At 38.1% G+C, this 22,763-nt stretch carries 25 protein-coding genes; all 25 read left to right on the forward strand.

Going from position 1 to position 22,763, the window contains the following annotated elements:
- Position 1 precedes the first annotated feature (1 nt).
- Positions 2–244: an acyl carrier protein gene (locus JK629_RS06250; protein WP_202337748.1), complete on the forward strand. Its 243-nt coding sequence runs from the start codon at positions 2–4 to the stop codon at positions 242–244.
- Positions 245–261: 17 nt separating this feature from the next.
- Positions 262–1,143, forward strand: a complete 882-nt coding sequence (locus JK629_RS06255) for an LpxL/LpxP family acyltransferase (RefSeq protein ID WP_202337749.1) — start codon at positions 262–264, stop codon at positions 1,141–1,143.
- Positions 1,144–1,146: 3 nt separating this feature from the next.
- Complete coding sequence (locus JK629_RS06260) at positions 1,147–2,064, forward strand: CBS domain-containing protein (RefSeq protein ID WP_202337750.1); 918 nt, start codon at positions 1,147–1,149, stop codon at positions 2,062–2,064.
- Positions 2,064–3,197 carry a beta-ketoacyl-ACP synthase III gene (locus JK629_RS06265; RefSeq protein WP_202337751.1) on the forward strand — a complete coding sequence of 378 codons (1,134 nt, stop codon included), beginning with the start codon at positions 2,064–2,066 and terminating at the stop codon, positions 3,195–3,197. Before JK629_RS06260 ends, JK629_RS06265 begins: the two co-directional genes overlap by 1 nt.
- Positions 3,198–3,635: a hypothetical protein gene (locus JK629_RS06270; protein WP_202337752.1), complete on the forward strand. Its 438-nt coding sequence runs from the start codon at positions 3,198–3,200 to the stop codon at positions 3,633–3,635.
- Entirely contained in the window at positions 3,635–4,093 is a 459-nt protein-coding gene (locus JK629_RS06275; protein WP_202337753.1) for an ABC transporter permease, read from the forward strand. Before JK629_RS06270 ends, JK629_RS06275 begins: the two co-directional genes overlap by 1 nt.
- Before the next feature lie 2 nt (positions 4,094–4,095).
- The gene (locus tag JK629_RS06280) at positions 4,096–4,497 is read left to right on the forward strand and encodes a hypothetical protein (protein WP_202337754.1); all 402 of its coding nucleotides are present in this window, start codon (positions 4,096–4,098) and stop codon (positions 4,495–4,497) included.
- On the forward strand, positions 4,497–5,492 hold the full coding sequence (locus JK629_RS06285; protein WP_202337755.1) for a BtrH N-terminal domain-containing protein: 996 nt from the start codon (positions 4,497–4,499) through the stop codon (positions 5,490–5,492). The genes JK629_RS06280 and JK629_RS06285 overlap by 1 nt, the downstream gene beginning before the upstream one ends.
- A 28-nt stretch (positions 5,493–5,520) precedes the next feature.
- The gene (locus JK629_RS06290) at positions 5,521–6,264 is read left to right on the forward strand and encodes an ABC transporter ATP-binding protein (RefSeq protein ID WP_202337756.1); all 744 of its coding nucleotides are present in this window, start codon (positions 5,521–5,523) and stop codon (positions 6,262–6,264) included.
- Positions 6,257–7,525: an ABC transporter permease gene (locus tag JK629_RS06295; protein ID WP_202337757.1), complete on the forward strand. Its 1,269-nt coding sequence runs from the start codon at positions 6,257–6,259 to the stop codon at positions 7,523–7,525. The genes JK629_RS06290 and JK629_RS06295 overlap by 8 nt, the downstream gene beginning before the upstream one ends.
- Positions 7,515–7,943, forward strand: coding sequence for an acyl-CoA thioesterase (locus JK629_RS06300; RefSeq protein ID WP_202337758.1), 429 nt, complete (start codon positions 7,515–7,517; stop codon positions 7,941–7,943). Before JK629_RS06295 ends, JK629_RS06300 begins: the two co-directional genes overlap by 11 nt.
- A 3-nt stretch (positions 7,944–7,946) precedes the next feature.
- The gene (locus JK629_RS06305; protein ID WP_202337759.1) at positions 7,947–9,095 is read left to right on the forward strand and encodes a beta-ketoacyl-[acyl-carrier-protein] synthase family protein; all 1,149 of its coding nucleotides are present in this window, start codon (positions 7,947–7,949) and stop codon (positions 9,093–9,095) included.
- Between the two features lie 10 nt (positions 9,096–9,105).
- A complete protein-coding gene (locus tag JK629_RS06310) occupies positions 9,106–10,173 on the forward strand; it encodes a methyltransferase (RefSeq protein ID WP_202337760.1) in 1,068 nt (355 codons plus the stop codon).
- 4 nt (positions 10,174–10,177) lie between these two features.
- A complete protein-coding gene (locus JK629_RS06315; protein ID WP_202337761.1) occupies positions 10,178–10,795 on the forward strand; it encodes a 3-oxoacyl-ACP synthase in 618 nt (205 codons plus the stop codon).
- Positions 10,792–11,049, forward strand: a complete 258-nt coding sequence (locus JK629_RS06320) for a phosphopantetheine-binding protein (RefSeq protein WP_062619903.1) — start codon at positions 10,792–10,794, stop codon at positions 11,047–11,049. Before JK629_RS06315 ends, JK629_RS06320 begins: the two co-directional genes overlap by 4 nt.
- Before the next feature lie 66 nt (positions 11,050–11,115).
- Positions 11,116–12,318: a beta-ketoacyl-[acyl-carrier-protein] synthase family protein gene (locus tag JK629_RS06325; protein WP_202337762.1), complete on the forward strand. Its 1,203-nt coding sequence runs from the start codon at positions 11,116–11,118 to the stop codon at positions 12,316–12,318.
- On the forward strand, positions 12,318–13,382 hold the full coding sequence (locus JK629_RS06330) for a beta-ketoacyl synthase N-terminal-like domain-containing protein (RefSeq protein WP_202337763.1): 1,065 nt from the start codon (positions 12,318–12,320) through the stop codon (positions 13,380–13,382). Before JK629_RS06325 ends, JK629_RS06330 begins: the two co-directional genes overlap by 1 nt.
- Positions 13,376–14,152, forward strand: a complete 777-nt coding sequence (locus JK629_RS06335; protein ID WP_202337764.1) for a polysaccharide deacetylase family protein — start codon at positions 13,376–13,378, stop codon at positions 14,150–14,152. Before JK629_RS06330 ends, JK629_RS06335 begins: the two co-directional genes overlap by 7 nt.
- Positions 14,145–14,774: an outer membrane lipoprotein carrier protein LolA gene (locus JK629_RS06340; RefSeq protein ID WP_202337765.1), complete on the forward strand. Its 630-nt coding sequence runs from the start codon at positions 14,145–14,147 to the stop codon at positions 14,772–14,774. Before JK629_RS06335 ends, JK629_RS06340 begins: the two co-directional genes overlap by 8 nt.
- Positions 14,752–15,378, forward strand: coding sequence for a hypothetical protein (locus tag JK629_RS06345; RefSeq protein ID WP_202337766.1), 627 nt, complete (start codon positions 14,752–14,754; stop codon positions 15,376–15,378). Before JK629_RS06340 ends, JK629_RS06345 begins: the two co-directional genes overlap by 23 nt.
- Before the next feature lies 1 nt (position 15,379).
- Positions 15,380–15,748 carry a hotdog family protein gene (locus JK629_RS06350; protein ID WP_202337767.1) on the forward strand — a complete coding sequence of 123 codons (369 nt, stop codon included), beginning with the start codon at positions 15,380–15,382 and terminating at the stop codon, positions 15,746–15,748.
- Entirely contained in the window at positions 15,748–16,239 is a 492-nt protein-coding gene (locus JK629_RS06355) for a hypothetical protein (RefSeq protein WP_202337768.1), read from the forward strand. The genes JK629_RS06350 and JK629_RS06355 overlap by 1 nt, the downstream gene beginning before the upstream one ends.
- Before the next feature lie 99 nt (positions 16,240–16,338).
- Positions 16,339–17,532, forward strand: a complete 1,194-nt coding sequence (locus JK629_RS06360) for a DUF2062 domain-containing protein (protein ID WP_202337769.1) — start codon at positions 16,339–16,341, stop codon at positions 17,530–17,532.
- Positions 17,525–21,223, forward strand: coding sequence for a 1-acyl-sn-glycerol-3-phosphate acyltransferase (locus JK629_RS06365; RefSeq protein WP_202337770.1), 3,699 nt, complete (start codon positions 17,525–17,527; stop codon positions 21,221–21,223). Before JK629_RS06360 ends, JK629_RS06365 begins: the two co-directional genes overlap by 8 nt.
- On the forward strand, positions 21,220–22,758 hold the full coding sequence (locus tag JK629_RS06370) for a phytoene desaturase family protein (protein WP_202337771.1): 1,539 nt from the start codon (positions 21,220–21,222) through the stop codon (positions 22,756–22,758). Before JK629_RS06365 ends, JK629_RS06370 begins: the two co-directional genes overlap by 4 nt.
- Positions 22,759–22,763: the final 5 nt, after the last annotated feature.

Here is a 22,763-nt window from a genome sequence, read left to right on the forward strand (position 1 = left end):
AATGAATAAAGAAGTTATAGTTGAGAAGATAAACTACTTTTTGGTAGATGAGTTTGAGGTAGAAACCGACGATATTGAGCCAAAAGCCAATCTAAAGGAAACTTTAGAGTTGGACAGTTTGGATTTTGTAGATTTAGTAGTTGCCATTGAGGCCAACTTTGGCGTGAAATTAACTGGTGAAGACTTCATAAATGTTATAACACTTCAAGATTTTTACGATCTTATAGAAAAGAAAGTCGCCTGAAATTGCAATAACTAGTTATGGCAGGTGAATGGGAAGGCAATAGCAAAGGAACCGTTTTAGGGTATAAAATATTTATATTTTTTATCAGAAAATTAGGGGTTCCTGCAGCATATAGGCTCCTTGTTTTTGTTGCTTTTTATTATGTTTTTTTTGCAGGAAAAAGTACCCGGTCCATTTACTATTATTTTAAAAAAAGACTTAAATACTCCTCTTTTAAAAGCCTTTTCAATATTTATAAAAGTTATTTCACCTTTGGCAAGACCATAATAGATAAGGCTGCAATCTCCTCAGGCCTTAAAAGCAGATTTACGTATGAATGTGACGGTGTAGAAAACATTCTTAACCTTCTTGACAAGCAACAGGGGGGAATAATGATCAGCGCCCATGTAGGCAATTTTGAAATAGCCGAATTCTTTTTTGAGGAAATCGATACACGTTCTCAGATAAGTCTGGTGACCACTGATGCTGAACACAGAAATATTAAGGAATACATGGAGAAAGTAACCATGCGATCCAACGTAAAGTTTATTTTGGTAAAGGAAGATATGTCCCATATTTTTGAAATAAACAACGCGCTCAGCAATGGCGAACTGGTATGTTTTACCGGCGATAGATACATGAAGGGGCAAAAGGTAATGGCCGAATCACTATTGGGAAAAGAGGCAAATTTTCCCGCAGGGCCATTCTTGTTAGCAAGTAGGCTAAATGTACCGGTTCTGTTTGTGTATGTCATGAAAGAGACAAACAAGCACTATCATTTGTACGCTCGCAGCGCTGAAGTAAAAAACCGCGACGCCCAAGGGCTGTTGAAAAAATATACCGAAAGTGTGGAATGGATGCTCAAAAAATATCCGTTGCAGTGGTTCAACTATTTTGATTTTTGGGAAACGGACGATTAAAGAATGAAGGAAGTATTAATAATTTATTATTCCCAAACCGGACAGCTTTTTGATATTCTGCAGAATGTTGCCTCAACAATTTCAGATGAAAAAGTAAACATTTCCTATTGCGAAATCATTCCGAAGAAAAAATTCCCCTTTCCGTGGAAACAGGAAGAATTTTATGGTGCTTTTCCAGAAACTTTCCTTCAAATTCCTACACCTTTGGAAGCCATTTCAGCTGAAATTCTTCAAAAAAAATACGATTTGGTTATTTTGGGTTACACTACTTGGTATTTAACGCCTTCTATCCCTATCAATTCATTTTTGAAATCTGAAGAGGCAAAATTATTGCTCGCAAATACGCCCGTGATAACCGTTTCCGCAAGCCGAAATATGTGGATAATGGCGCAGGAAAAAGTAAAGAAATTATTGGTCGTGAACAATGCGAAATTAGTTGGGAACATCGCTTTGGTTGATAGAAACATGAATCATATAAGTGTAATCACAATTGTACATTGGTTGATAGGTGGCAAAAAAACTAAAATGCTCGGTATTTTTCCTAAACCGGGAGTTTCGGACAAAGACATTGCTGCAGCCTCCCGTTTTGGAGTTCCCATTAAAGAAGCTTTGCTTCAAAATGAATATTCAAATTTGCAACAAAATCTTTTGGAAGTTGGGGCCGTAAAAATTGACCCATCACTAATAGCCACCGATATTCGCGGAAATGTTGTTTTCACAAAATGGGCGAACCATTTGATCAAAAAAGAGGGCGAAGAAAGAAAGAAATGGCTCGTTTATTTTAAATATTATTTGTTATTTGCAATATGGCTTATAGCCCCAATAGTATTTATTGTATTTTTGCTCACTTATATCCCAATGTACCGTAAAATACAAAGGGACAAAGCATATTATTTATCAGTTGCATTAAAGCAGGATTAATGAAGAACGTATACATTACAAGGATTGCGAAGTTTTTGCCCAACGAGCCTGTTGATAACGAGGCAATGGAAGAAAAACTAGGGGTTATCAACGGAAAAACCTCAAAGGCACGCCGTATCATCCTTCGGAACAACCAAATAAAAACGCGGTATTACGCCATCGACAAAGGTGGAAACGTAACCCATAACAACGCACAGCTTGCCGCAAAGGCGGTTGAGGCTTTGTGTGATGAAACTTTTAACAAAAACGATATTGAATTGCTGTCCTGCGGCACCTCCAGCCCAGACCAGATTTTGCCAAGCCACGCCGCAATGGTTCACGGCTTTTTAAAGAACGGAAACCTTGAAGTAAATTCCCCTTCCGGTGCTTGCTGTAGCGGAATGAACGCTTTGAAATATGGCTACATGGCCATAAAATCTGAACAAGTAAAAAATGCTGTTTGTACAGGTTCTGAAAGAACTTCCTCTTGGATGAAAGCTGATATTTTTGAGGATGAGGTAGCACATTTGCAACAAATTGACGAAAACCCAATTTTAGCATTTAACAAAGAATTTTTACGATGGATGCTTTCAGACGGAGCTGGCGCAATGCTTTTGGAGAGTGAGCCCAAAGGTGAAACTCCTTTGAAAATTGAATGGATGGAAGGTTACAGTTACGCCTTTGAGCTGGAAACCTGTATGTATGCCGGTGGCGACAAACTGGAAGATGGAAGTCTTAAGCCGTGGAGCGAATACCCTGCAGATGTCTGGGGAAAAATGTCACTTTTCGCAATGAAACAGGACGTTAAATTGTTGGGTGAAAATATTCTTCAAAAAGGAGTGGAAAGCATGAAAGATGCCATGGCAAAGCACAACATTACCGAAGATGATATTGATTATTATCTGCCACATATCTCCTCCTATTATTTTAAGGAAAATCTTTATAACGAAATTGAACGCCAAGGCTTGCATATGCCTTGGGAAAAATGGTTTTTAAACCTTCAAAAAGTAGGCAACGTTGGGGCAGGTTCCATATATCTTATGTTAGAAGAATTAGTACATTCCGGAAAATTAAAAAAAGGAGATAAAATATTTTTGCAAGTACCCGAAAGTGCACGATTCGCTTATTCCTACGCCTATTTAACAGTTGTTTAAATGAACGATTTCACTGAAACAATAACGGACAAAAATTTTATCGGAAAGTTGATTCCGCAAAAATCGCCGTTTGTGATGGTGGATAAATTGCTTCATTTTGAAGAAAAAAAAGTCGTTGCAGGCTTGACCATTTCCGAAGATAACATATTTACGCAAAACAATAGATTTACAGCTCCAGGCTTGATTGAGCATATGGCGCAAACCGTTGCTCTTTACACGGGGTACCAATTTTTTTTGAAAGATGAAAGTGCTCCTACTGGCTACATTGGTGCCATAAAAAAAGCAGAAATTTTTGAGCTTCCTTCTGTGGGAAATGAATTGAAAACTACCGTAATAATTTTACACGATATTATGGGAGTTACGCTTGTAACCGCCGAAACTGAAAGTGATGGAAAAGTTATCGCTTCCAGTGAAATGAAAACCGTATTGGCCCATTGATGAAAAATCCAGACGTTTCAAATATTGACGTTTCCAACTATTTACCGCACCGAGCGCCGATGCTTATGGTAACATCCGTTTTGGAAATTGACGATATTTCGGTTGCCACAAAGTTTCATATTTCAGAAGACTGTATTTTTTTGAAAGAAGGAAAATTTTCTGAAACGGGGTTAATTGAAAATGCTGCTCAAGCAGCGTCTGGCGTTGTGGGACAAAGTTTTTTTGAAAAAGATGATTTGGACGGCACGGGCAATAAATTGGTTGGCTACATAAGCGCCATAAAAAAAGTTGAAATACTTCAACTTCCAAAAGCTGGAGATACCATAATTACCAAGGCAAAACTACTTTCAAGATTTGATACTGGCGAAGTAACCATGTGCAGTCTTGAGGCGCAAACATTTCTTGCTGAAAAATTAATTGTATCTTCTACCATGAATTTTTTAATCCATGAAGTCTGATTATGAAGAAAAAAGAAGTGCCCCAGGATAAAAGTAATCTGGAATCCGCAAATTTCCGCGAACTCTGCTACGCTGTTGATGACAACGGTGAATATACCACAGCCCATAGCACGGGCTGGGATCCTAAGAAAATTGCCTTAGACAATGCAATCGAAGAAATAAATGCTCGTATTGCAGATGCCAAAAACCGTGTAATCAAAGGCGAAACCAGTCCAATAGAATATTATATGGAACTTCACAAAATGGACGTAGGTATTTTGGCAAGTTATGTTGGTTTTTGGCAATGGAAAGTAAAACGACACTTCAAACCTTCGATTTTCAAAAAATTGAGTGACAAGACATTAAATAAATATGCTGAGGCCTTTGAGATTTCAATAGAAGAACTTCAGAACATTTCAAAATAATGGAAATAGATTTTACCCACCACCAATCTGCACATTGTGAAAACGGCGTAGTTTCAAACTTAATGAAGCACAACGGCTTTAGCGTTAGTGAACCCATGGTTTTTGGTATTGGTAGCGGTTTGTTGTTTTGCTACATTCCATTGTTGAAAGTAAACCATGCGCCCGTAATTACGTATCGAGCCCTGCCGGGGCATATTTTCAAGAAATTTGCAAAGCGCACCGGTGTAAAAATGAAGCGCGAAAAATTTAAAAATCCAAAAGATGCCAAAGCGCGTTTGGATGAAAATCTTGAAAAAAACAATCCCGTTGGGTTGCAAGTTGGAGTTTACAATTTGGTTTACTTTCCCGACGAATATCGTTTCCATTTCAACGCACACAATATGGTGGTTTATGGAAAAGAGGGCAACCGTTATTTAATAAGCGATCCTGTAATGGAAGACGTTACTTCCCTATCCGAAAAAGAACTGGAAAAAGTGCGTTTCGCCAAAGGAGCTTTTTCGCCGAAAGGACATATGTATTACCCGATTTCCTTTCCTGAAAAACTGGAACTTGAAACAGCCATCGTAAAAGGAATTAAAGATACTTGCAAAGCAATGCTTGCTCCAGTTTCATTTGTTGGCGTAAAAGGAATTCACAAAATAGCTGGATTAATCAGAAAATGGCCGAAGAAAAAAGGAGTTAAAACTGCAAACCATTATTTAGGGCAAGTAGTGCGGATGCAGGAAGAAATTGGTACTGGCGGTGGGGGCTTCCGTTATATTTACGCGGCATTTTTACAGGAAGCTGGAAAACTTTTAGGCAATGAAAAGTTAATTGAGCTTTCAAAAGAAATGACCGAGATTGGCGATTTGTGGCGCGATTTCGCTTTGGAAGCATCTCGAATCTACAAAAACCGTAGCGCCCAAACAGATAGTTACAACAAAGTGGCTGACCAGCTAGACCATATTGCCAATTTGGAAAAGGTGTTTTTTAAGAAGTTAAAAAAAGCGATATAAAACGTCCTTCAATAGAGAATTTGAGGCAATGATTGAAATAAACCAACTTTCAAAAAAATACACAGGCGCCGAATACTTTTCGGTAAAAGACCTTAATTTGAAAGTTGAAAAAGGCGAAATCTACGGGCTGCTGGGCCCAAATGGCGCGGGAAAAACCACGCTTATTTCCATGCTCACTTCTTTGTTGAAACCCACTTCGGGTTCCTTCACAATTAATGGATTGAGTTTTAAGGAACACAAAAACCAATTGAAACAATTAATTGGCATCGTTCCGCAGGAATATGCACTATATCCCACACTTACCGCTTTTGAGAATTTGGAATACTTCGGGAGTATGTACGGAATTAAAGGCGAAATTTTAAAAAACTCCATTAACGAACATCTGGAAATAATGGGCCTTTCAAAATTCGCAAATAAAAAATCCGATACGTTTTCCGGTGGAATGAAGCGTCGTGTAAACTTGATTGCTGGAATACTTCACCAACCCAAAGTTTTATTTTTAGATGAGCCAACAGTAGGGGTGGACGTACAATCCAAAAATGTGATTATCGACCATTTAAAACTGTTGAATAAACAAGGAACAACCATTGTTTACACCTCCCACCATTTAAACGAAGCCGAATTTTTTTGCACGCACGTTGCCATTATTGACCGCGGGGAGATTATTGTAAAAGGAGTTCCTTCACAATTGATAAAAATTCAACCCGAAGCCAAAAATCTTGAAGAAGTATTTTTGGCAAAAACCGGCAAAGCCCTTCGCGACCATGCATAAACTTTGGGCTTCCACATATAAGGAAATGCTTTTGCTAATCCGCGATTTGGGGGGAATAGCGATTCTTTTTATAATGCCATTGTTGCTTTTGATTGTCATCACTTTAGTGCAGGACAGCACTTTCAGAACCATTAGCGATATAAAAATTCCCGTGCTTTTGGTGGATAACGACAAAGGCGAAGTTTCAAAAAAAATCATTGATAACCTCTCCGAATCCAATTCGTTTGAAATTCTCCAGAAATCTTCCGAAGAAGATGCAAAGGAGGCTGTTTTCTCCGGAAAATATCAACTCGCCATTGTGATTCCCGAGAATCTTTCGGCATCGCTTCAAAAGAAAGTGAACCAAAATGTGGAAGGAATTTTGTCAAAATTTGGGTTGGAAGAAGATACTTTGGCGGTTGCAAAGGAAACGATACCGCAAAAGGAGGTCCGTTTGTATTTTGACCCCGCAACGCAGGTAAGCTTTAAATCTTCCGTGAAAAACGGCATCGATAAAATGATTTCGAAAATTGAAACGCAAAGCATCTACAAAGCGTTTCAAACGGAATTGGGCGAAGACGATGCCGAACCTATTTTTGAAACAGAAAGCTTTATCGCTTTTAAAGAAATTCTTCCCACAAAAAACAATGAGGAAATCATTCCGAACTCAGCACAGCACAACGTTCCGGCGTGGACGCTTTTTGCAATTTTCTTTATTATTGTGCCGCTTTCAATCAATCTTTTAAAAGAAAAAAATCAAGGCACTTTTGTCCGTTTGCGCACCCAGCCAGTTAATTACGCCACAGTTTTGGGCGGAAAAACAATCGTTTATCTCGCGGTCTGTCTTGTTCAATTTACGTTAATGCTGCTCGTGGGAATTTTTCTTTTTCCCGCCATCGGCCTGCCGGGAGTTGACGTTTCCGGAAAGTTGCCGATGTTATATTTAGTCGCGCTTTTTTCTGGGCTTGCCGCAATTGGGCTGGGATTGCTGATTGGCACCTTAGCAAAAACACAGGAACAGGCAGCACCGTTTGGCGCCACTTCGGTGGTTATTTTGGCGGCGCTCGGCGGCGTTTGGGTACCCGTTTTCGTAATGCCGAAATTTATGCAGTTTGTTTCCAAAATTTCCCCGATGAACTGGGGCTTGGAAGCGTTTTACGATGTATTTTTAAGAAATGTGGGTTTTGTTAAAATCCTTCCCGAAATTTCGTTATTATTGTTGTTCTTCCTCACAACAATCATAATAGCAATAATTTATAACCGAAGAAAAAATGCCCTCTGACACTAAAAAAGAAATAAGTTTTACATCTGAAATTCGGGTGCGCTTCACAGAAACAGACCCTTTGGGAATTGTATGGCACGGCAATTATATTCAGTATTTTGAAGATGGTCGCGAAGCTTTTGGGCGCGAGCACGGTATTTCGTATTTGGAACAAAAGGCAAACGGTTACACTTCGCCCATTGTGAAATCTTCCTGCGAGCATAAACTCCCGTTGCGTTATGGCGATGTGGCAACTATAAAAACGACTTTCGTTCCCTCTGCTGCGGCAAAAATGATTTTTCAATATCGAATTTTTGACCCCAAGGGAAGATTGGTCTGTTTGGGTGAAACCATTCAGGTTTTTTTGAATGAAAAGGGAGAGCTTTCACTTACAACGCCCGATTTTTTTGCAAAATGGAAGGAAAAAATGGGATTATAAAAAATGGGAAAAACCTTCGTTTCATATAACAATATTTTTGGCAGTCTAGGTTTTGACAGCGAAACGGTAGTTGAAAAAATTTCAAAAGGAAAATCAGGCCTTGCAAAATTTGAGGATGCTTCCCTTTTGCCCGAACCGTTTTGCGCTTCAATGATTTCTTCTGAAAAAGTTGAAGAGGAATTCAGTAAAATTAGTAACGCTTCAAAATTTACAAAGTTGGAGCAAATGATGATTCTTTCGTTGAAAGAGGTTATTGATGCTTCAAATATTCTGTTGAATGAAAAAGTTGGATTAATCATTTCGACAACAAAAGGAAACATTGACGTACTTGAAAGTGAAAGCAATTTTCCCGAAAGTCGCGCATATTTAAGTGAATTGGGAAAAACAATCCAAAACTTTTTCGGTTTTAAAAATGAAGCGATTGTACTTTCAAACGCTTGTGTTTCGGGCGTTTTGGCAATTTCGGTTGCAAAAAGTTTTATTTCCGAAGGAAAATACAACCATGTTTTTATAACCAGTGGCGATTTGGTTACGAAATTTATCCTTTCGGGCTTTCATTCGTTTCAGGCATTATCAGCAGAACCTTGCAAGCCCTATGATAAAAATAGGGTTGGAATTAATTTAGGCGAAGTTGCCGCAAGTGCTTTGGTTACTTCTTCCGAAGAAGATCTTCCAATGGAAGCCGTTGAAATTTTAGGCGACGCAACCTGCAACGACGCAAACCATATTTCGGGTCCGTCGCGAACCGGTGAAGGGCTTTTCCGAAGTGTGAAATCTGCTTTAAAAGAAGCAAATATTACAGCTGCGGAAATAGATTACGTTTCCGCACACGGCACTGCCACGCCATTCAATGACGAAATGGAGGCCATCGCCTTCAGCCGTTTGGAAATGGAAAACGTACCGTTGAACAGTTTAAAAGGATTTTTTGGACACACTTTAGGTGCTTCAGGGTTATTGGAAACCATTGTGGGAATGCATTCCCTAAAAAATGATACACTTTTCATTTCCAAGGGGTTTGACGAACTTGGAGTTTCAAAAAATATCAATATCATCAAAGCTAATACGCCAAAAGTGATGAAAACTTTCCTAAAAACTGCATCGGGTTTTGGGGGGTGCAACACCGCGGTGATATATAAAAAAGCAAACAACTAACCAACTATACATGCAAACGACCACAAAAAAAATAAATGCACTGGAAGCTTTGGAGGAAGCGCACAAAATTGCCTTTGCCCCTTTTGTTTTCCAAGCTTCCGTATCACTTCGAAAACTCGGGATTTTGGATTATATTTTTGAAAATAGGGAAAATGGTGGTCCCACGGCCCAGAAGATTTCAGAAGAGCTTTCACTAAGCCCCTATGGCGTTGGGGTGCTTTTGGAAATTGCGCTTACATCAAACATTTTGAGCAAAAATGAAGCTGAAAAATATGAGCTCACCAAAATTGGTTATTTTTTGAATTTTGACACTACGGCTAGCGTCAACCTTAATTTTGCGCACGACGTTTGTTACAAAGGGCTGTTTCATTTAAATGATTCCATAAAAACAGGCAAGCCCGAAGGACTCAAAGAATTAGGACATTGGCCAACAATCTATGAAGGACTTTCCCAGTTAAAACCTTCCGAACAAAAGGCGTGGTTTGATTTTGACCATCATTATTCAGACAATATTTTTGGTGAAGCACTCGAAAAGATTTTTCAGAAAAACCCAAAAGTGCTATTTGATGTAGGTGGAAATACTGGCAAGTTCTCCATTAAATGTTGCAATTTTAATGATGATGTAAAAGTGAAAATTGTTGATTTGCCCGGACAACTGAATATGGCTATGGCAAATGCCGAAAGCAACGGTTTTAAGGATAGAATTTCTGGATATGCCATTGATTGGCTTTCTGAAAACCCACAAATTCCAAGCGGGGCAGACCTTATTTGGATGTGCCAATTTCTGGATTGTTTTTCCGAAGCAGAAATTTTACAAATTTTGAAAACATGCGCAAAATCCATGGATGCCGATACCGAGTTGGTGATTGTAGAAACCTTTACAGACCGGCAGGCTTTTAAGGCTTCGCAATTTATTCTTGAAGCAACATCCCTTTATTTTACAGTACTTGCAAACGGAAATAGCAAAATGTACCCAGCAAGCGTTTTTATAAAATTAATTGAAAAAGCAGGCTTGCAATTGCAGGAAGACATCCAAATTGGTGACTATCACACAATGTTAGTTTGCAAAAAGAAATAATATAGTGGCTGAAAATTTTCACATAAAAAAATATTGCCATATTAAAAAACAAACGATTTCAGTAAATGGGCGTATTCTTTTTGAAGATGGGCACCAAGATTTTTCGGTATTTATAAAAAATGCCTACAAAATTTTGAAAACTACTTATCCTAAGTTTTTTAAAATGGACAATCTCAGCAAGCTTGCCTTTTTGGCGGCAGATGTTCTGTTGAAAAACGAAAATTTAAACGAAGAAGAAAATAATATTGCCTTAATTTTTTCAAACAGAGCATCCAGTTTGGATACCGACCGAAAACACCAAGCAGCCATTGAAAATAGTGATGAATACTTCCCCAGTCCGGCTGTTTTTGTTTACACCCTGCCAAATATTTGTTTGGGCGAGATAAGTATCAAACACAGGCTGTATTCTGAAAATAGTTTTTTTATCTTTGACCGCTTTAATGCGGAATACTTGCAACTGTACGCCAACAGTTTATTGCGAAGCGGAAAAGCAGAAAAAGTACTTTGTGGTTGGGTAGATTTAGACGAAAACAGCTACGATGCTTTTTTATATTTAGTTGAAAAAGAAGGCGAAATTGAACATAAAACTGAAGAAATAACCAGATTATACAACATATTATGAGCGAATTAAAAGAAGAATTAAAAGGAAAAATCATAGAGCAATTAAATCTTGAAGATGTATCAGTAGCAGACATTGCAGATGATGACGCCCTTTTTGGCGACGGACTTGGATTGGATTCCATAGATGCACTGGAACTTATCGTGATGCTAGATAAAGATTACGGCATCCGTTTGAGCGACCCAAAAGAAGGCAGAAAGATTTTTGAATCTGTGCAGGTAATGGCTGATTATATTGAGGAACACCGCACAAAGTAATATTTTGAATGTCATGCGGAGCGCAGTCGAAGCATATTGAATGTTCACAAAATTCTTAATTTTTAAATGAGCAAAGGCGTAGCCATAACCGGAATGGGTATTATTTCTGCAATTGGCAACAATGTGGCAGAAAACTACGATGCGCTCATAAACGAAAGAAAAGGCATCACGCGCGTTGATAATATTGAGACCATTCAGCGCGATGAAATTATGGTGGGCGAAGTGAAATTCACCAATAACGAATTGATTGCCCAACTCAATCTTCCGCCAGAAAATAATTATTCGCGTACTGCAATGCTGGGTGTAATTGCGGCAAAAGAAGCAATTGCCAGCGCAGGAATCACCAATATAAAAAAATACAAAACGGGCATCGTTTCCAGCACCAGCGTGGGCGGGATGGATATGACCGAAAAATATTATTACGAATACCTTACCGAAAAGGAACCGCAAAAATATATTGAAAGCCACCACGCGGGCGATTCTACCCAAAAAATTGCTGAGCAATTGGGGATTGAGGAAAGTTTGGTAACAACAATCAGTACCGCTTGTTCTTCCGCGGCCAATGCTATCATGTTGGGCGCACGCTTGATTAAATCGGGAAAATTGGATCGCGTTGTGGTCGGCGGCGCAGATTGCCTTTCAAAATTTACCATCAACGGTTTTAAGACCTTGATGATTTTAAGCGATACTTTTAATACGCCTTTCGATGAAAATCGAAAAGGTTTGAACTTGGGTGAAGCCGCAGCTTTTTTGGTTTTGGAAAGTGATGCAGTGGTAAAAGCCGAAAACAAAAAAGTGTTAGCCTATGTAAAAGGCTACGGCAATGCCAACGATGCTTTTCATCAAACCGCATCTTCAGATAATGGCGACGGCGCGACTTTAGCGATGGAAAAGGCACTGAAAGTAGCTAATTTGAAACCTTCGGAAATAGATTACATCAACGCCCACGGCACAGCAACAGGAAATAACGACCTTTCGGAAGGAAGGGCAATACTTCGAATTTTTGGCGATGAAATGCCGGAATTTAGTTCCACAAAAGCTTATACGGGTCACACATTGGCTGCAGCTGGTGCAATTGAGGCGGTTTATTCTGTTTTGGCGCTTCAAAATAATATCATCTTCCCAAACCTGAATTTTAAAACCCCGATGAAGGAATTTTCAATGATTCCACAAACGGAACTAAAGAAAAAGGAATTGAACACGGTACTTTCAAACTCGCTTGGTTTTGGTGGGAATTGTTCCACGGTAATATTTTCAAAAGAAGCGTAATGAAGAAAGTTTACATAAATAGCATCGCTTCCATTTCACCTCAAAAAACGTATGATAACGGTATTTTTTTGGATGAAATTACCGAATATAACGATACCGTAATTTTTGCGCAAGACCCAGATTACAAACAATACATTCCGCCCGCAGCCGCCAGAAGAATGGCAAAAGGCATAAAAATGGGCGTTGTTGCTTCAAAAATCGCGATGGACGAAGGGGGAATTGAAACCGTGGATGCCATAATCACCGGAACGGGAATGGGCTGTATGATTGATTCCGAAAAATTTGTGAGTGCCATAATTGATAATAACGAGCAATATTTAACGCCAACCTCTTTCATTCAAAGCACACACAACACCGTTGCGGGGCAGATTGCTTTGGGGATGGAGTGCAAAGCTTATAATTTCACTTACGTACATTCCGCGATTTCTTTTGAGTCAGCTTTGCTCGATGCAAAAATGCAGCTTGAAAATGATGAAGCCGAACATATTTTAGTCGGCGGCGTTGAGGAATTGGGAGAGCACACTACTAAAGTGCATCGCGTAATCAATCACATAAAACCTGAAGCTGTAACAATTTCGGAAGTTTTAGATTCAAAAACCGAAGGCGCTGTTTTCAGTGAAGGCGCCAATTTTTTTGTGGTTTCAAATGAAAAGACAAAAAGCTGTTACGCCGAATTGGTTGCAGTGGAAACTTTTAACACGCTTAAAAAAGAGAAGGTTTCAGAAGTAATTGAAACTTTTTTAAAGGAAAATAATTTGAAGATCGACGACATTGATTTGGTTGTTTTTGGGAACAACGGCGATGTAGATTTTGATGGATATTACAACCAACTTTTCGAAGGAATTTTCAGCAAAACCCAACAAGTTTTTTACAAACATTTGGTGGGCGAAAACAACACTGTCTCGGCGTTTGGGGTTTGGTTGGCATCAAAAATTTTGAAAACCCAGACTGTTCCCGAAATCGTGAAAATCAACAAAATTAATTCTTCCGAAATTAAAACGGTTTTGTGCTACAACCAATACCGCGGCCAAAACCACAGCCTTGTTTTATTGAGAAAATGTTGAGGTTTTACACCATAAACGCGCTGGCTTTGGTAGTTTTTTTTGGACTACTACTGGCAGGTTTTTTTGGTGAAGTTCCAGCTTGGCTTTATGTACTTTTTGTATTTATTTGGTTTTTGATTACCGCAATTGGTTCGTTTCAGATTAAACTGAACTATCATTTGCAATCTCTAAATCACAATTACAAAACTTCGGAAAACCATATTTCCATCACTTTTGACGATGGGCCAAACCTAGAATTCACGCCAAAAGTTTTAGCGCTTCTGAAAAAATACAACGCAAAAGCCACCTTTTTTTTAATAGGAAAAAATGCCGAAAAGCATCCGGAAATTGTTCGTCAAATTATTGAAGAAGGCCATACTGTTGGCAATCATTCGTATTCGCATTCCAAAAACTTTGGGTTTTTTTCTTCCGAAAAGGTAGCTGCTGAATTGATCCAAACCAATTTAATTTTAAAGGAAATCACAGGAAAGGAACTGAAACTTTTTCGTCCGCCTTTTGGGGTAACCAATCCGAACATTAAAAAAGCGCTACAAAAAACGGAACATTTGTCTATTGGCTGGAGCAAACGCAGCTTTGACACTACAAATATTTCTGAGGAAAAAATTTTAAAACGTATCACTTCCAACTTAAAAAAGGGCGATATTATTCTACTTCACGACAGCAGCGCAAAAACCGTTGCCGTATTGGAACGGTTATTGTTAACTTTGCCATCTTACAAACTGCAGTCGGTTCCGGTGGATCGCTTGCTTGAAATTGAGGCTTATGCGTAATTACTTTATTTTATTATTTTTTATTGTTTTTGGCAGCTCTTTTCAAGCGCAGGAGACTGTGATGACTGCTTCGGAAATCACTACTTTTAAGGAAAAAGTGATCTCTTCGGCAAAAACTACCAAAACGATCAAAACCGATTTTGTGCAACACAAGCACCTCGATTTTTTGGCCGATGACGTAAAAACATCTGGGAAAATGGTTTTTAAAGCGCCCGGATTGGTTAAGTGGGAATATACAAATCCGTACCAATACAGCGTGATTTTTAAGGAAGACCAATTGCTCATCAACGACGGCGGCACCAAAAGCAAGGTAGATATTGGCAACAGCAAACTCTTCAAAAAGTTGAACCAATTAATTGTGAATAGCGTTAAAGGCAATATGTTCAATGATGCCGATTTTACGGTTTCTTTCTATAAATCTTCAAAATACAACAAAGCTGTGTTTGTTCCGAAAGATAAAAAAATTGCGGGCTATATTGCTTCGTTTGAACTACTTTTCAACAAAGATGATGCCCAGGTTTTTGAAGTGAAAATGGTAGAACCTTCGCAGGATTTTACACGTATTGTTTTCAGCAACCGTATCTTAAACAGCACGATAAATGATTCGGTTTTTAGCAATTAGCCTTTTGGCTGCGGTAGTTTTAACTTCCTGTTCGCTAAAAACCACGGAGGGGCTTCGGCCGGTTCCGTTCACCCAAAATGAAGTTGAAAATCCGTATTTTTCCAATGCTGAAATAGATTATGTTTACAAAGCAAAAATTGAAGTTTACGGAAAGAATTTCGGTGGAATTTTAATCATTAAAAAAATTGCGGCTGGAAGTCATCGCGTGGTTTTTACAACTGAATTTGGAAGCAAATTGTTTGATTTTCAGTTTGAAGGCGATACTTTTACGAAGAATTTTGTTGTAGAAGATTTAGACAAAAAATTCATCGTCAATATTTTAAAAGATGATTTTAAATTGCTTGTAAATGAAAGCGCAAAAGTTTTGGCGGTTTTTGAATCAACCGGAAATAGAATTTACAAAACACAAAGTGAGGACCGTTTTAATTTTTACTTTTTCGGAAGTGTGAACAAATCGCTTCAGAAAATTGTAAATACTTCAAAAACAAAAGAAAAAATAGTGATTGATTTTACCGTTTCCGGGAAAAATATTGCGGAAACAATTGCAATAAAACACAAGAATATCAAGCTTACCATAGCCTTGGAAAAATTCAAAAAGGAATAATATGCTCATTGAAGATTTATATAAAGTTACTGCCACCGAAAAATCTGCCGAAGGTATTTTGGCACAGATTCATTTAAACAAAGACCACGCTATTTTTAAAGGTCACTTTCCCGGAAACCCAGTGATGCCAGGCGTTTGTATGATTCAGATTATAAAGGAACTGACCGAGGAAGCAACTGGAAAAAATTTATTTTTGGCTGTTTCTTCAAACATAAAATTTATGGCAATCATCAACCCTGAAAACAATCCAGACTTGCAAATAGCGATTGATATTGCTGAGGAAGATGATGAAGTGAAAGTAAAGAATACCACTTCTTTTGAAGACACAGTTGCTTTGAAACTCAGCGCGACTTTTAAAATTGTAGAATAATGAAGTATCTTTTTTTTATAGCCCTTTGTTTTACATTTGCTGCAAATTCACAGGATTTGAAGGAAATCCGTCTCTTATATCCACAAGCGGTTGAAAGTGCTGAAATTACTTCAAAACTTGACGGAATGCTTACCGGGGTAAATGCTTCAGACAAAACAGTTTCAAAAGCATACAAAGGCGCGGTGTTAACGCTGAAGGCAAAATTCTCAAAAAAGAAAAGCGAAAAAAAAGATTTTTTTAAAGAAGGAGTTTCCTTGATTGAAGATGCTGTAAAAGCAGACCCTTCAAATATTGAAATTCGTTACATTCGTATGAGTGTCCAGGAAAATTCGCCGAAATTCTTAGGTTATCATAAAAATATCGAAGAAGATAAAATGTTTATTTCAAAGAATTTTGCCACAATTAATTCAAAGGAATTAAAGAAAATTGTGAAAGATTTTGTGATGGAGTCTGAAAATTTCTCTGAAAAAGAAATAGCAGAATTCAGATAGACTTAAATTTTAGTTTAATTCCTAAAACTTATATTTGCTCTATACCCTTTGCAATTTTCGCTTTAAATTGGCGGCGAAAACATTGGAACGAAAATTACCATGAACCAAAATCTACTTTCAGAAAAATTCAATACCCTTAAATGTTGCGTAATTATTCCTACCTTCAATAATTACAAAACATTGCAAAAGGTTATTGAAGGCGTTTTGGTTTATACCGAAAATGTGATTGTAGTAAATGATGGTTCTACCGATTCCACTTCGGGAATATTGGCAAATTTTCCACTAATCCAGCAGATTTTCATTGAAAAAAACCAGGGAAAAGGAATTGCTTTACGCCAAGGGTTTAAGCACGCTGTTAATCTGGGCTACCGCTACGCAATAACCATTGATAGCGATGGGCAACATTTTCCAGAGGACATTCCTGCAATTATTGAAGCATTGGAAAATGAACCACGCAAAGAAGTATTACTCATTGGCGCTAGAAATATGACCCAGCTAGGCGTTCCCAAAAAAAGCAGTTTTGGAAACAAATTTTCTAACTTTTGGTTTTGGGTAGAAACTGGCATTCGCTTGCAGGACACACAATCGGGTTTCCGGTTGTACCCGCTTTTTGCAATGGAAAATATGAAGTTTTATACCAAAAAGTTTGAATTTGAAATTGAAGCTATTGTGAAGGCAGCCTGGAGCGGCATTGATGTTAAAAACGTTCCAGTCCAGATTCACTACGAAATGAAAAATCGGGTATCTCACTTCCGTCCATTTAAGGATTTTACGCGTATCAGTATTTTGAACACCTGGTTTGTACTCGTTACATTTTTGTATATAAAACCTCGAAATTTTTTCAGAAAACTTAAAAAAAAAGGCTTCAAGCGATTCATAATTGAAGATTTTTTGGGCAGTGACGACTCTGCCGAAAAGAAAGCTTTTTCCATTTCTTTGGGCGTTTTTATAGGGCTATCGCCCATATGGGGCTTTCATACCATCGTCGTTATTTTTTTGGCGTTGCTCTTAAATCTAAACAAAGTAATTGCATTTGCCTTTTCAAATATAAGTATACCGCCCTTTATACCTTTAATCCTTTACTTCAGCCTTAAGCTGGGCAGCTGGCTGTTGGGTGAAAATTTTGTGCTTGCTATGAGCGAAATTGATCCAAGTTTGGAATTAATGAAATATTTAAAATCCTATATTGTTGGCAGTTTGGCACTTTCACTTTCAGCAGCGGTATTCTGTGGATTGATGGGGTATTTATTTTTATCCTTGTTTGAAAGAAAAAAGATTCTCGACAATGGGTAAATGGTTTTTCAATGCGTATCAATTTCTTCAGAATAATAAAATTAGCAGTGCTTTTCTGCTGCTTTTGATATTTTTTGGACTTTTTTTCTTGGTTTCCAAAATTCGTTTTGAAGAAGATATTACAAAGTTGATTCCCATACACAAAGATGCGCATGATCTCCAAAAGGTTCTTAAAACTGTCAATTTCACCGATAAAATTATTATTAACATCAAGCAAGGAGATTCTGCCCAGCTAGAAGATATAACCAGGTATGCTTCAGAAATTATTGACAGCCTAGAGGCTAATTCGGGACAATATATTAAAAACATTCGCGGCAAAGTAAATGACGACGATTTACAGCGCACTATGGCTTTTATTTATGAAAACCTACCGTTGTTTCTGGAAAAAGAAGATTATGCCGTGATTGCCTCAAAGCTTCAAAAGGATAGTATCTCCGCAATAACCGAAGCAAATTACCGAACGCTCATTTCTCCTTCGGGCATCGTTTCAAAAGATATAATTTTAAAAGATCCATTGGGGCTTTCCTTTATTGCCTTAAAAAAATTGCGCCAACTCGGCGTTACCGACGACTTTGTTTTGAAAGATGGTTTTTTGGTTAGCAAGGACGAAAAAAATATTCTGCTTTTTATCACCCCAAAATTTGGCAGCAGCGAAACAGCAGAGAACTCCAAGTTTGCCGAGCAGTTGTATGCACTTCAGAATGCCTTGAATAAAAAATATTCAGGACGCGTGTCTAGCGAATATTTTGGCGCGGCACTTATAGCGGTTGCAAATGCACAACAAATAAAGAGCGATATCCAGTTTACCGTGGGAATTGCAATGACTTTGCTGATTGTGGTTTTCATCTTTTTTTATCGAAAAATCTACGTACCCATCATTTTGTTCATCCCCACAATCTTTGGCGGATTGTTGGCTGTATCATTTTTATATTTGCTTCGCGAGGAAATTTCCGCAATATCTTTGGGTATCGGATCGGTTTTATTGGGCGTAACCCTGGATTATTCCCTTCATATTTTAACCCACATCCGCAATAACGAAACGCTGGATAGTCTTTATAAAGATGTAACCGAACCCATTTTAATGAGCAGTTTAACCACTGCTATGGCTTTTTTGTGTTTGCTATTTTTAGATTCGCAGGCTTTGCAGGATTTGGGCATTTTTGCTGCAGTAAGCGTTTTGGGAGCTTCGGTTTTTGCACTTTTCTTTATTCCGTTGTTCTATAAAAATCCGCTTTCACGGAAACAGCAAGTCAATGTTTTGGATAAAGTTGCTGACTATCCTTTTCATAAAAACAAATGGCTTTTAATTGGATTAGGATTGGTTTTAATTGTTAGCATTTTTACGTATCACAAAGTAGAATTCAGCAAAGATATTTCCAAACTGAATTACGAACCTGCGGAAATAAAAGCCGCGATGCAGCATTTGGATGAACTGACTGATATTTCTTCAAAATCGGTTTATCTGGCAACCTACGGAAAATCTGTAGAAGGTACTTTACAATTGAACGATTCCATCCACGAAACTTTGGAATTGTTGAAAGAGGAAGGGAAAATAAGCAGCTTTAGTTCCATTGGAGCCTTGGTTCACTCCCAAAGAGACCAACGTAAAAAAATAGCGGAGTGGCAACACTTTTGGAACGTAACTCGAAAAGATAGTTTGGAAAATAACTTGATTGAAAGTGGCAAAGTATTAGGCTTCAAACCAACAACGTTCAATAGGTTTTACGATTTTTTGGATGAAAATTTTGAAACATTGAAACCCGAGGATTACCAGCAAATCCCATCTGTTCTTTTAGAAGATTACATCACCACCGAAGCAGATTTCACAACAATTACAACGCTTATAAAACTTGATGATGAAAATGCTTCCGAAATTAAAAGTGCTTTCAAAGAGATTCCGAACACCATCGTCATTGACCGCCAAGAAATGAATGAGACCTTTTTGGGGAATTTGAAAAATGATTTCAACAGTCTTATTGGGTATTGTTTGCTCGCTGTGCTTTTTATACTTTTTCTTTTCTTCCGAAGTTTTTCGCTCACTGTAGTTACAGCTGTTCCCATATTTATCACCTGGTTTTTAACCTTAGGGATTATGGGACTTTTCCATATTCAGTTCAACATTTTCAACATCATTATTTCCACGTTTATCTTTGGTTTGGGTATTGATTACAGCATTTTTATGACCAAAGGTTTGCTAAAGGAATTACGAACCGGTGAAAAGGTAATGGCCACGCACAAAACCTCCATTATGCTGTCGGTTTTGACAACTATTTTGGGTGTTGGGGTTTTGATTTTTGCGAAACATCCAGCGCTTTATTCCATCTCCATCGTTTCAATCATTGGAATTTTTTCGGCAATGTTTACCGCTTTTACGGTCCAGCCTCTGCTTTTTAAACTTTTTATCGGAAGCTCAAAAAAACGGCCAATCACGCCGCGAATGTTTGTGCATTCCCTATTTTCCTTTGGGTATTTCGGACTGGGCGGAATTTGTTTATCACTTTACAGCGTCACTTTGATGCCGCTGCTTCCCATTAGCAAAAAAATAAAAATGGGCTGGTTTCACAAAGTGATTTCAAAATTTATGAAATCTGTGCTTTACACCAATCCGTTTGTAAAGAAAAAAGTGATCAATGAAACGGGTGAAGATTTTTCAAAACCCGCCGTAATTATCGCAAACCACACTTCATTTCTCGATATCTTGGCCGTGGGAATGTTGCATCCAAAAATCTGTTTTTTAGTAAACGATTGGGTCTATAATTCTCCTGTATTTGGAAAAGCTGTGCAGAAAGCTGATTTTTATCCCGTTTCCAGCGGTATTGAAAACAGTTTGGAACCACTTAAAAAGAAAATAAAACAAGGCTATTCACTGATGGCTTTTCCCGAGGGAACCCGAAGCGAAAGCAATAAAATTAAACGTTTTCACAAAGGCGCATTTTATTTGGCGAACGAATTCAATCTGGATATTCTTCCCGTTTTGATCCACGGAAATAGTGAAGTTAATCCGAAAGGAAGTTTCATCATCAAAGACGGAAGTATTACGGTTGAAATTTTGCCGCGCATAAAAGCCGAAGACACTACTTTTGGGTTAAATCACACCCAACAAGCTAAGAAAATTGGCGCATATTTTAAAAACGAATTTTTAAAATTGCGCAAAAAGATGGAAGGCCCAAAATATTTCCACAGAATTGTTTTGGAAGAATACCGCTATAAAGGAGATGCGCTTTACCAAAACGTGAAAAAGGATTTAAAGGAAAATGCAGAGAGCTATTTTGAAACTATCCGTCAAGTAAATAAAACAGGAAGTATTGCCCACATTTCGGAAGATTCCGGTCAGCTCGATTTTCTATTGGCACTCGATGGTCCTGACCGTCAGATTTTCAGTTTTATTGAAGATTCGGAAACGCGAACGATACTTCAAAATAGTTACATAACCCAAAAATACGGAAGGCTTCATTTTACTGATTCTGTTTCGGAAATTTTGCTTTCAAACGTTGAAACTTTGATTATTTCTTCAGAAAAAATGGCTACTGAAGTTATTTCACAATTGACAAACCTTTCAGTTAAAACAATTGTTTTATTAAAAGAATGTGTTTCTTCGCAAACTGAAAATATTAGTACCTTAGGCTATCAAAAGGTGTACGGAACTGCGAATATTAGTATCTTTAAACCATCGGGAAACACAGCGAAATGACGGAAAAATATGATGTAGTTATCATAGGTAGCGGCCTAGGCGGGCTGGTTTCGGCGATTATTCTTGCTAGGGAAGGTTACAGCGTTTGTGTGCTCGAAAAAAACCAGCAGTTTGGCGGAAACCTTCAAACGTTTGTTCGCGACAAAACTATTTTTGATACTGGCGTCCACTATATTGGTGGTCTTTCCGAAGGTCAAAACCTGTACAGATATTTCAAGTATTTGGATATTTTGGACGACATCACCCTCAAAAAAATGGACGAGGATGGTTTTGATGTCATCACTTTTGATAACGATCCCAAAGAATATCACCACGCTCAAGGTTATGACAACTTTAAAAAGGTTTTGCTCAAAGAATTTCCCGAAGAGGAAAGTGCAATAGACGCCTATTGTAAAAAAATGCAGGATACCTGTAGTTTTTTCCCACTTTACGGCTTAAAACTTGGAAAACCTTATTACGAAAACACATCGCTTTTTGAAGTTAGGGCAAAGGAATTTATAGATTCCATTACAAAAAACGAAAAACTCCGTGCCGTGTTGGGGGGCAGCAACCTGCTCTATGCAGGAGAAGGTGAGCGAACGCCCTTTTATATGCATGCGCTTTCGGTAAATTCATACATTGAAAGTTCATACCGCTGCATCAACGGTGGAAGCCAAATTACAAAAGCCCTGTTGGCACGCTTACGTGAAAAGGGAGGAAAAGCATATAAACGCCATGAGGTTACAAAATTTGAAACTGAAAATGGTGTGGTAACTGCCGTACAGACTGCAAACGGGAAAACCATATATGGCGATATATTTATATCAAATGTAGATCCAAAGATGACGCTGGAAATGATAGGGTCTGAAAATTTCAGAAAATCATATACCAGCCGCATTGAAAATATAGAGAGTACCATTGCTGCTTTTAGTCTTTACTTAGTGTTGAAGCCAAATTGTTTTAAATACTTAAACCATAATTATTACCATTTTAAGGATTACAAATCTATTTGGGATGTTCACAATTATACACAGGAAAGCTGGCCCGAGGCATATATGATATCTATGGGCATTAAAAAGGACATGAAAGAATATGGCGATAATATTACGATAATGACCTATATGCGTTTTGAGGAAATGGTACCGTGGATAGATACATTTAATACTGCAGCACAAAAAAATGATAGGGGCCAAACCTATGAAGAGTTCAAGGCGTACAAAGCTGAAATTATTATCAAGGAACTCGAGAAAAAATTCCCAAATCTGCGCGAATGTATTGAGAGTGTTTACACTTCTACACCCTTGTCTTATCGCGATTATATAGGTTGCAACAACGGCTCCATGTATGGTTATGTTAAAGACGCCAGCAACCCTTTAAAATCCTTTGTTTCGCCGCGGACCAAAATTAAAAACCTATATTTTACGGGGCAGAGTTTAAATATGCACGGCATTTTGGGCGTTACCATTAGTGGCGTGGTTACGTGTTCGGAAATTTTGGGAGGGGAATATTTGCTGAATAAAATATTGGAAACCACAGAAAAGGAAGAAATTACTTAACATTT

The sequence above is a fragment of the Aequorivita iocasae genome, from assembly GCF_016757735.1.
Classification (GTDB): Bacteria; Bacteroidota; Bacteroidia; order Flavobacteriales; family Flavobacteriaceae; genus Aequorivita; species Aequorivita iocasae.

Excerpts from the sequence above, each read along its gene's own strand:
- JK629_RS06300 (WP_202337758.1), top strand. The coding sequence starts at position 7,515 with ATGCCCTCTGACACTAAAAAAGAAATAAGTTTTACATCTGAAATTCGG.
- JK629_RS06250 (WP_202337748.1), top strand. The coding sequence starts at position 2 with ATGAATAAAGAAGTTATAGTTGAGAAGATAAACTACTTTTTGGTAGAT.
- JK629_RS06310 (WP_202337760.1), top strand. The coding sequence starts at position 9,106 with ATGCAAACGACCACAAAAAAAATAAATGCACTGGAAGCTTTGGAGGAA.
- JK629_RS06320 (WP_062619903.1), top strand. The coding sequence starts at position 10,792 with ATGAGCGAATTAAAAGAAGAATTAAAAGGAAAAATCATAGAGCAATTA.
- JK629_RS06350 (WP_202337767.1), top strand. The coding sequence starts at position 15,380 with ATGCTCATTGAAGATTTATATAAAGTTACTGCCACCGAAAAATCTGCC.
- JK629_RS06305 (WP_202337759.1), top strand. The coding sequence starts at position 7,947 with ATGGGAAAAACCTTCGTTTCATATAACAATATTTTTGGCAGTCTAGGT.
- JK629_RS06345 (WP_202337766.1), top strand. The coding sequence starts at position 14,752 with ATGATTCGGTTTTTAGCAATTAGCCTTTTGGCTGCGGTAGTTTTAACT.
- JK629_RS06285 (WP_202337755.1), top strand. The coding sequence starts at position 4,497 with ATGGAAATAGATTTTACCCACCACCAATCTGCACATTGTGAAAACGGC.
- JK629_RS06365 (WP_202337770.1), top strand. The coding sequence starts at position 17,525 with ATGGGTAAATGGTTTTTCAATGCGTATCAATTTCTTCAGAATAATAAA.
- JK629_RS06355 (WP_202337768.1), top strand. The coding sequence starts at position 15,748 with ATGAAGTATCTTTTTTTTATAGCCCTTTGTTTTACATTTGCTGCAAAT.
- JK629_RS06325 (WP_202337762.1), top strand. The coding sequence starts at position 11,116 with ATGAGCAAAGGCGTAGCCATAACCGGAATGGGTATTATTTCTGCAATT.
- JK629_RS06290 (WP_202337756.1), top strand. The coding sequence starts at position 5,521 with ATGATTGAAATAAACCAACTTTCAAAAAAATACACAGGCGCCGAATAC.
- JK629_RS06275 (WP_202337753.1), top strand. The coding sequence starts at position 3,635 with ATGAAAAATCCAGACGTTTCAAATATTGACGTTTCCAACTATTTACCG.
- JK629_RS06270 (WP_202337752.1), top strand. The coding sequence starts at position 3,198 with ATGAACGATTTCACTGAAACAATAACGGACAAAAATTTTATCGGAAAG.
- JK629_RS06335 (WP_202337764.1), top strand. The coding sequence starts at position 13,376 with ATGTTGAGGTTTTACACCATAAACGCGCTGGCTTTGGTAGTTTTTTTT.
- JK629_RS06260 (WP_202337750.1), top strand. The coding sequence starts at position 1,147 with ATGAAGGAAGTATTAATAATTTATTATTCCCAAACCGGACAGCTTTTT.
- JK629_RS06255 (WP_202337749.1), top strand. The coding sequence starts at position 262 with ATGGCAGGTGAATGGGAAGGCAATAGCAAAGGAACCGTTTTAGGGTAT.
- JK629_RS06265 (WP_202337751.1), top strand. The coding sequence starts at position 2,064 with ATGAAGAACGTATACATTACAAGGATTGCGAAGTTTTTGCCCAACGAG.
- JK629_RS06295 (WP_202337757.1), top strand. The coding sequence starts at position 6,257 with ATGCATAAACTTTGGGCTTCCACATATAAGGAAATGCTTTTGCTAATC.
- JK629_RS06360 (WP_202337769.1), top strand. The coding sequence starts at position 16,339 with ATGAACCAAAATCTACTTTCAGAAAAATTCAATACCCTTAAATGTTGC.
- JK629_RS06370 (WP_202337771.1), top strand. The coding sequence starts at position 21,220 with ATGACGGAAAAATATGATGTAGTTATCATAGGTAGCGGCCTAGGCGGG.
- JK629_RS06330 (WP_202337763.1), top strand. The coding sequence starts at position 12,318 with ATGAAGAAAGTTTACATAAATAGCATCGCTTCCATTTCACCTCAAAAA.
- JK629_RS06280 (WP_202337754.1), top strand. The coding sequence starts at position 4,096 with ATGAAGAAAAAAGAAGTGCCCCAGGATAAAAGTAATCTGGAATCCGCA.
- JK629_RS06340 (WP_202337765.1), top strand. The coding sequence starts at position 14,145 with ATGCGTAATTACTTTATTTTATTATTTTTTATTGTTTTTGGCAGCTCT.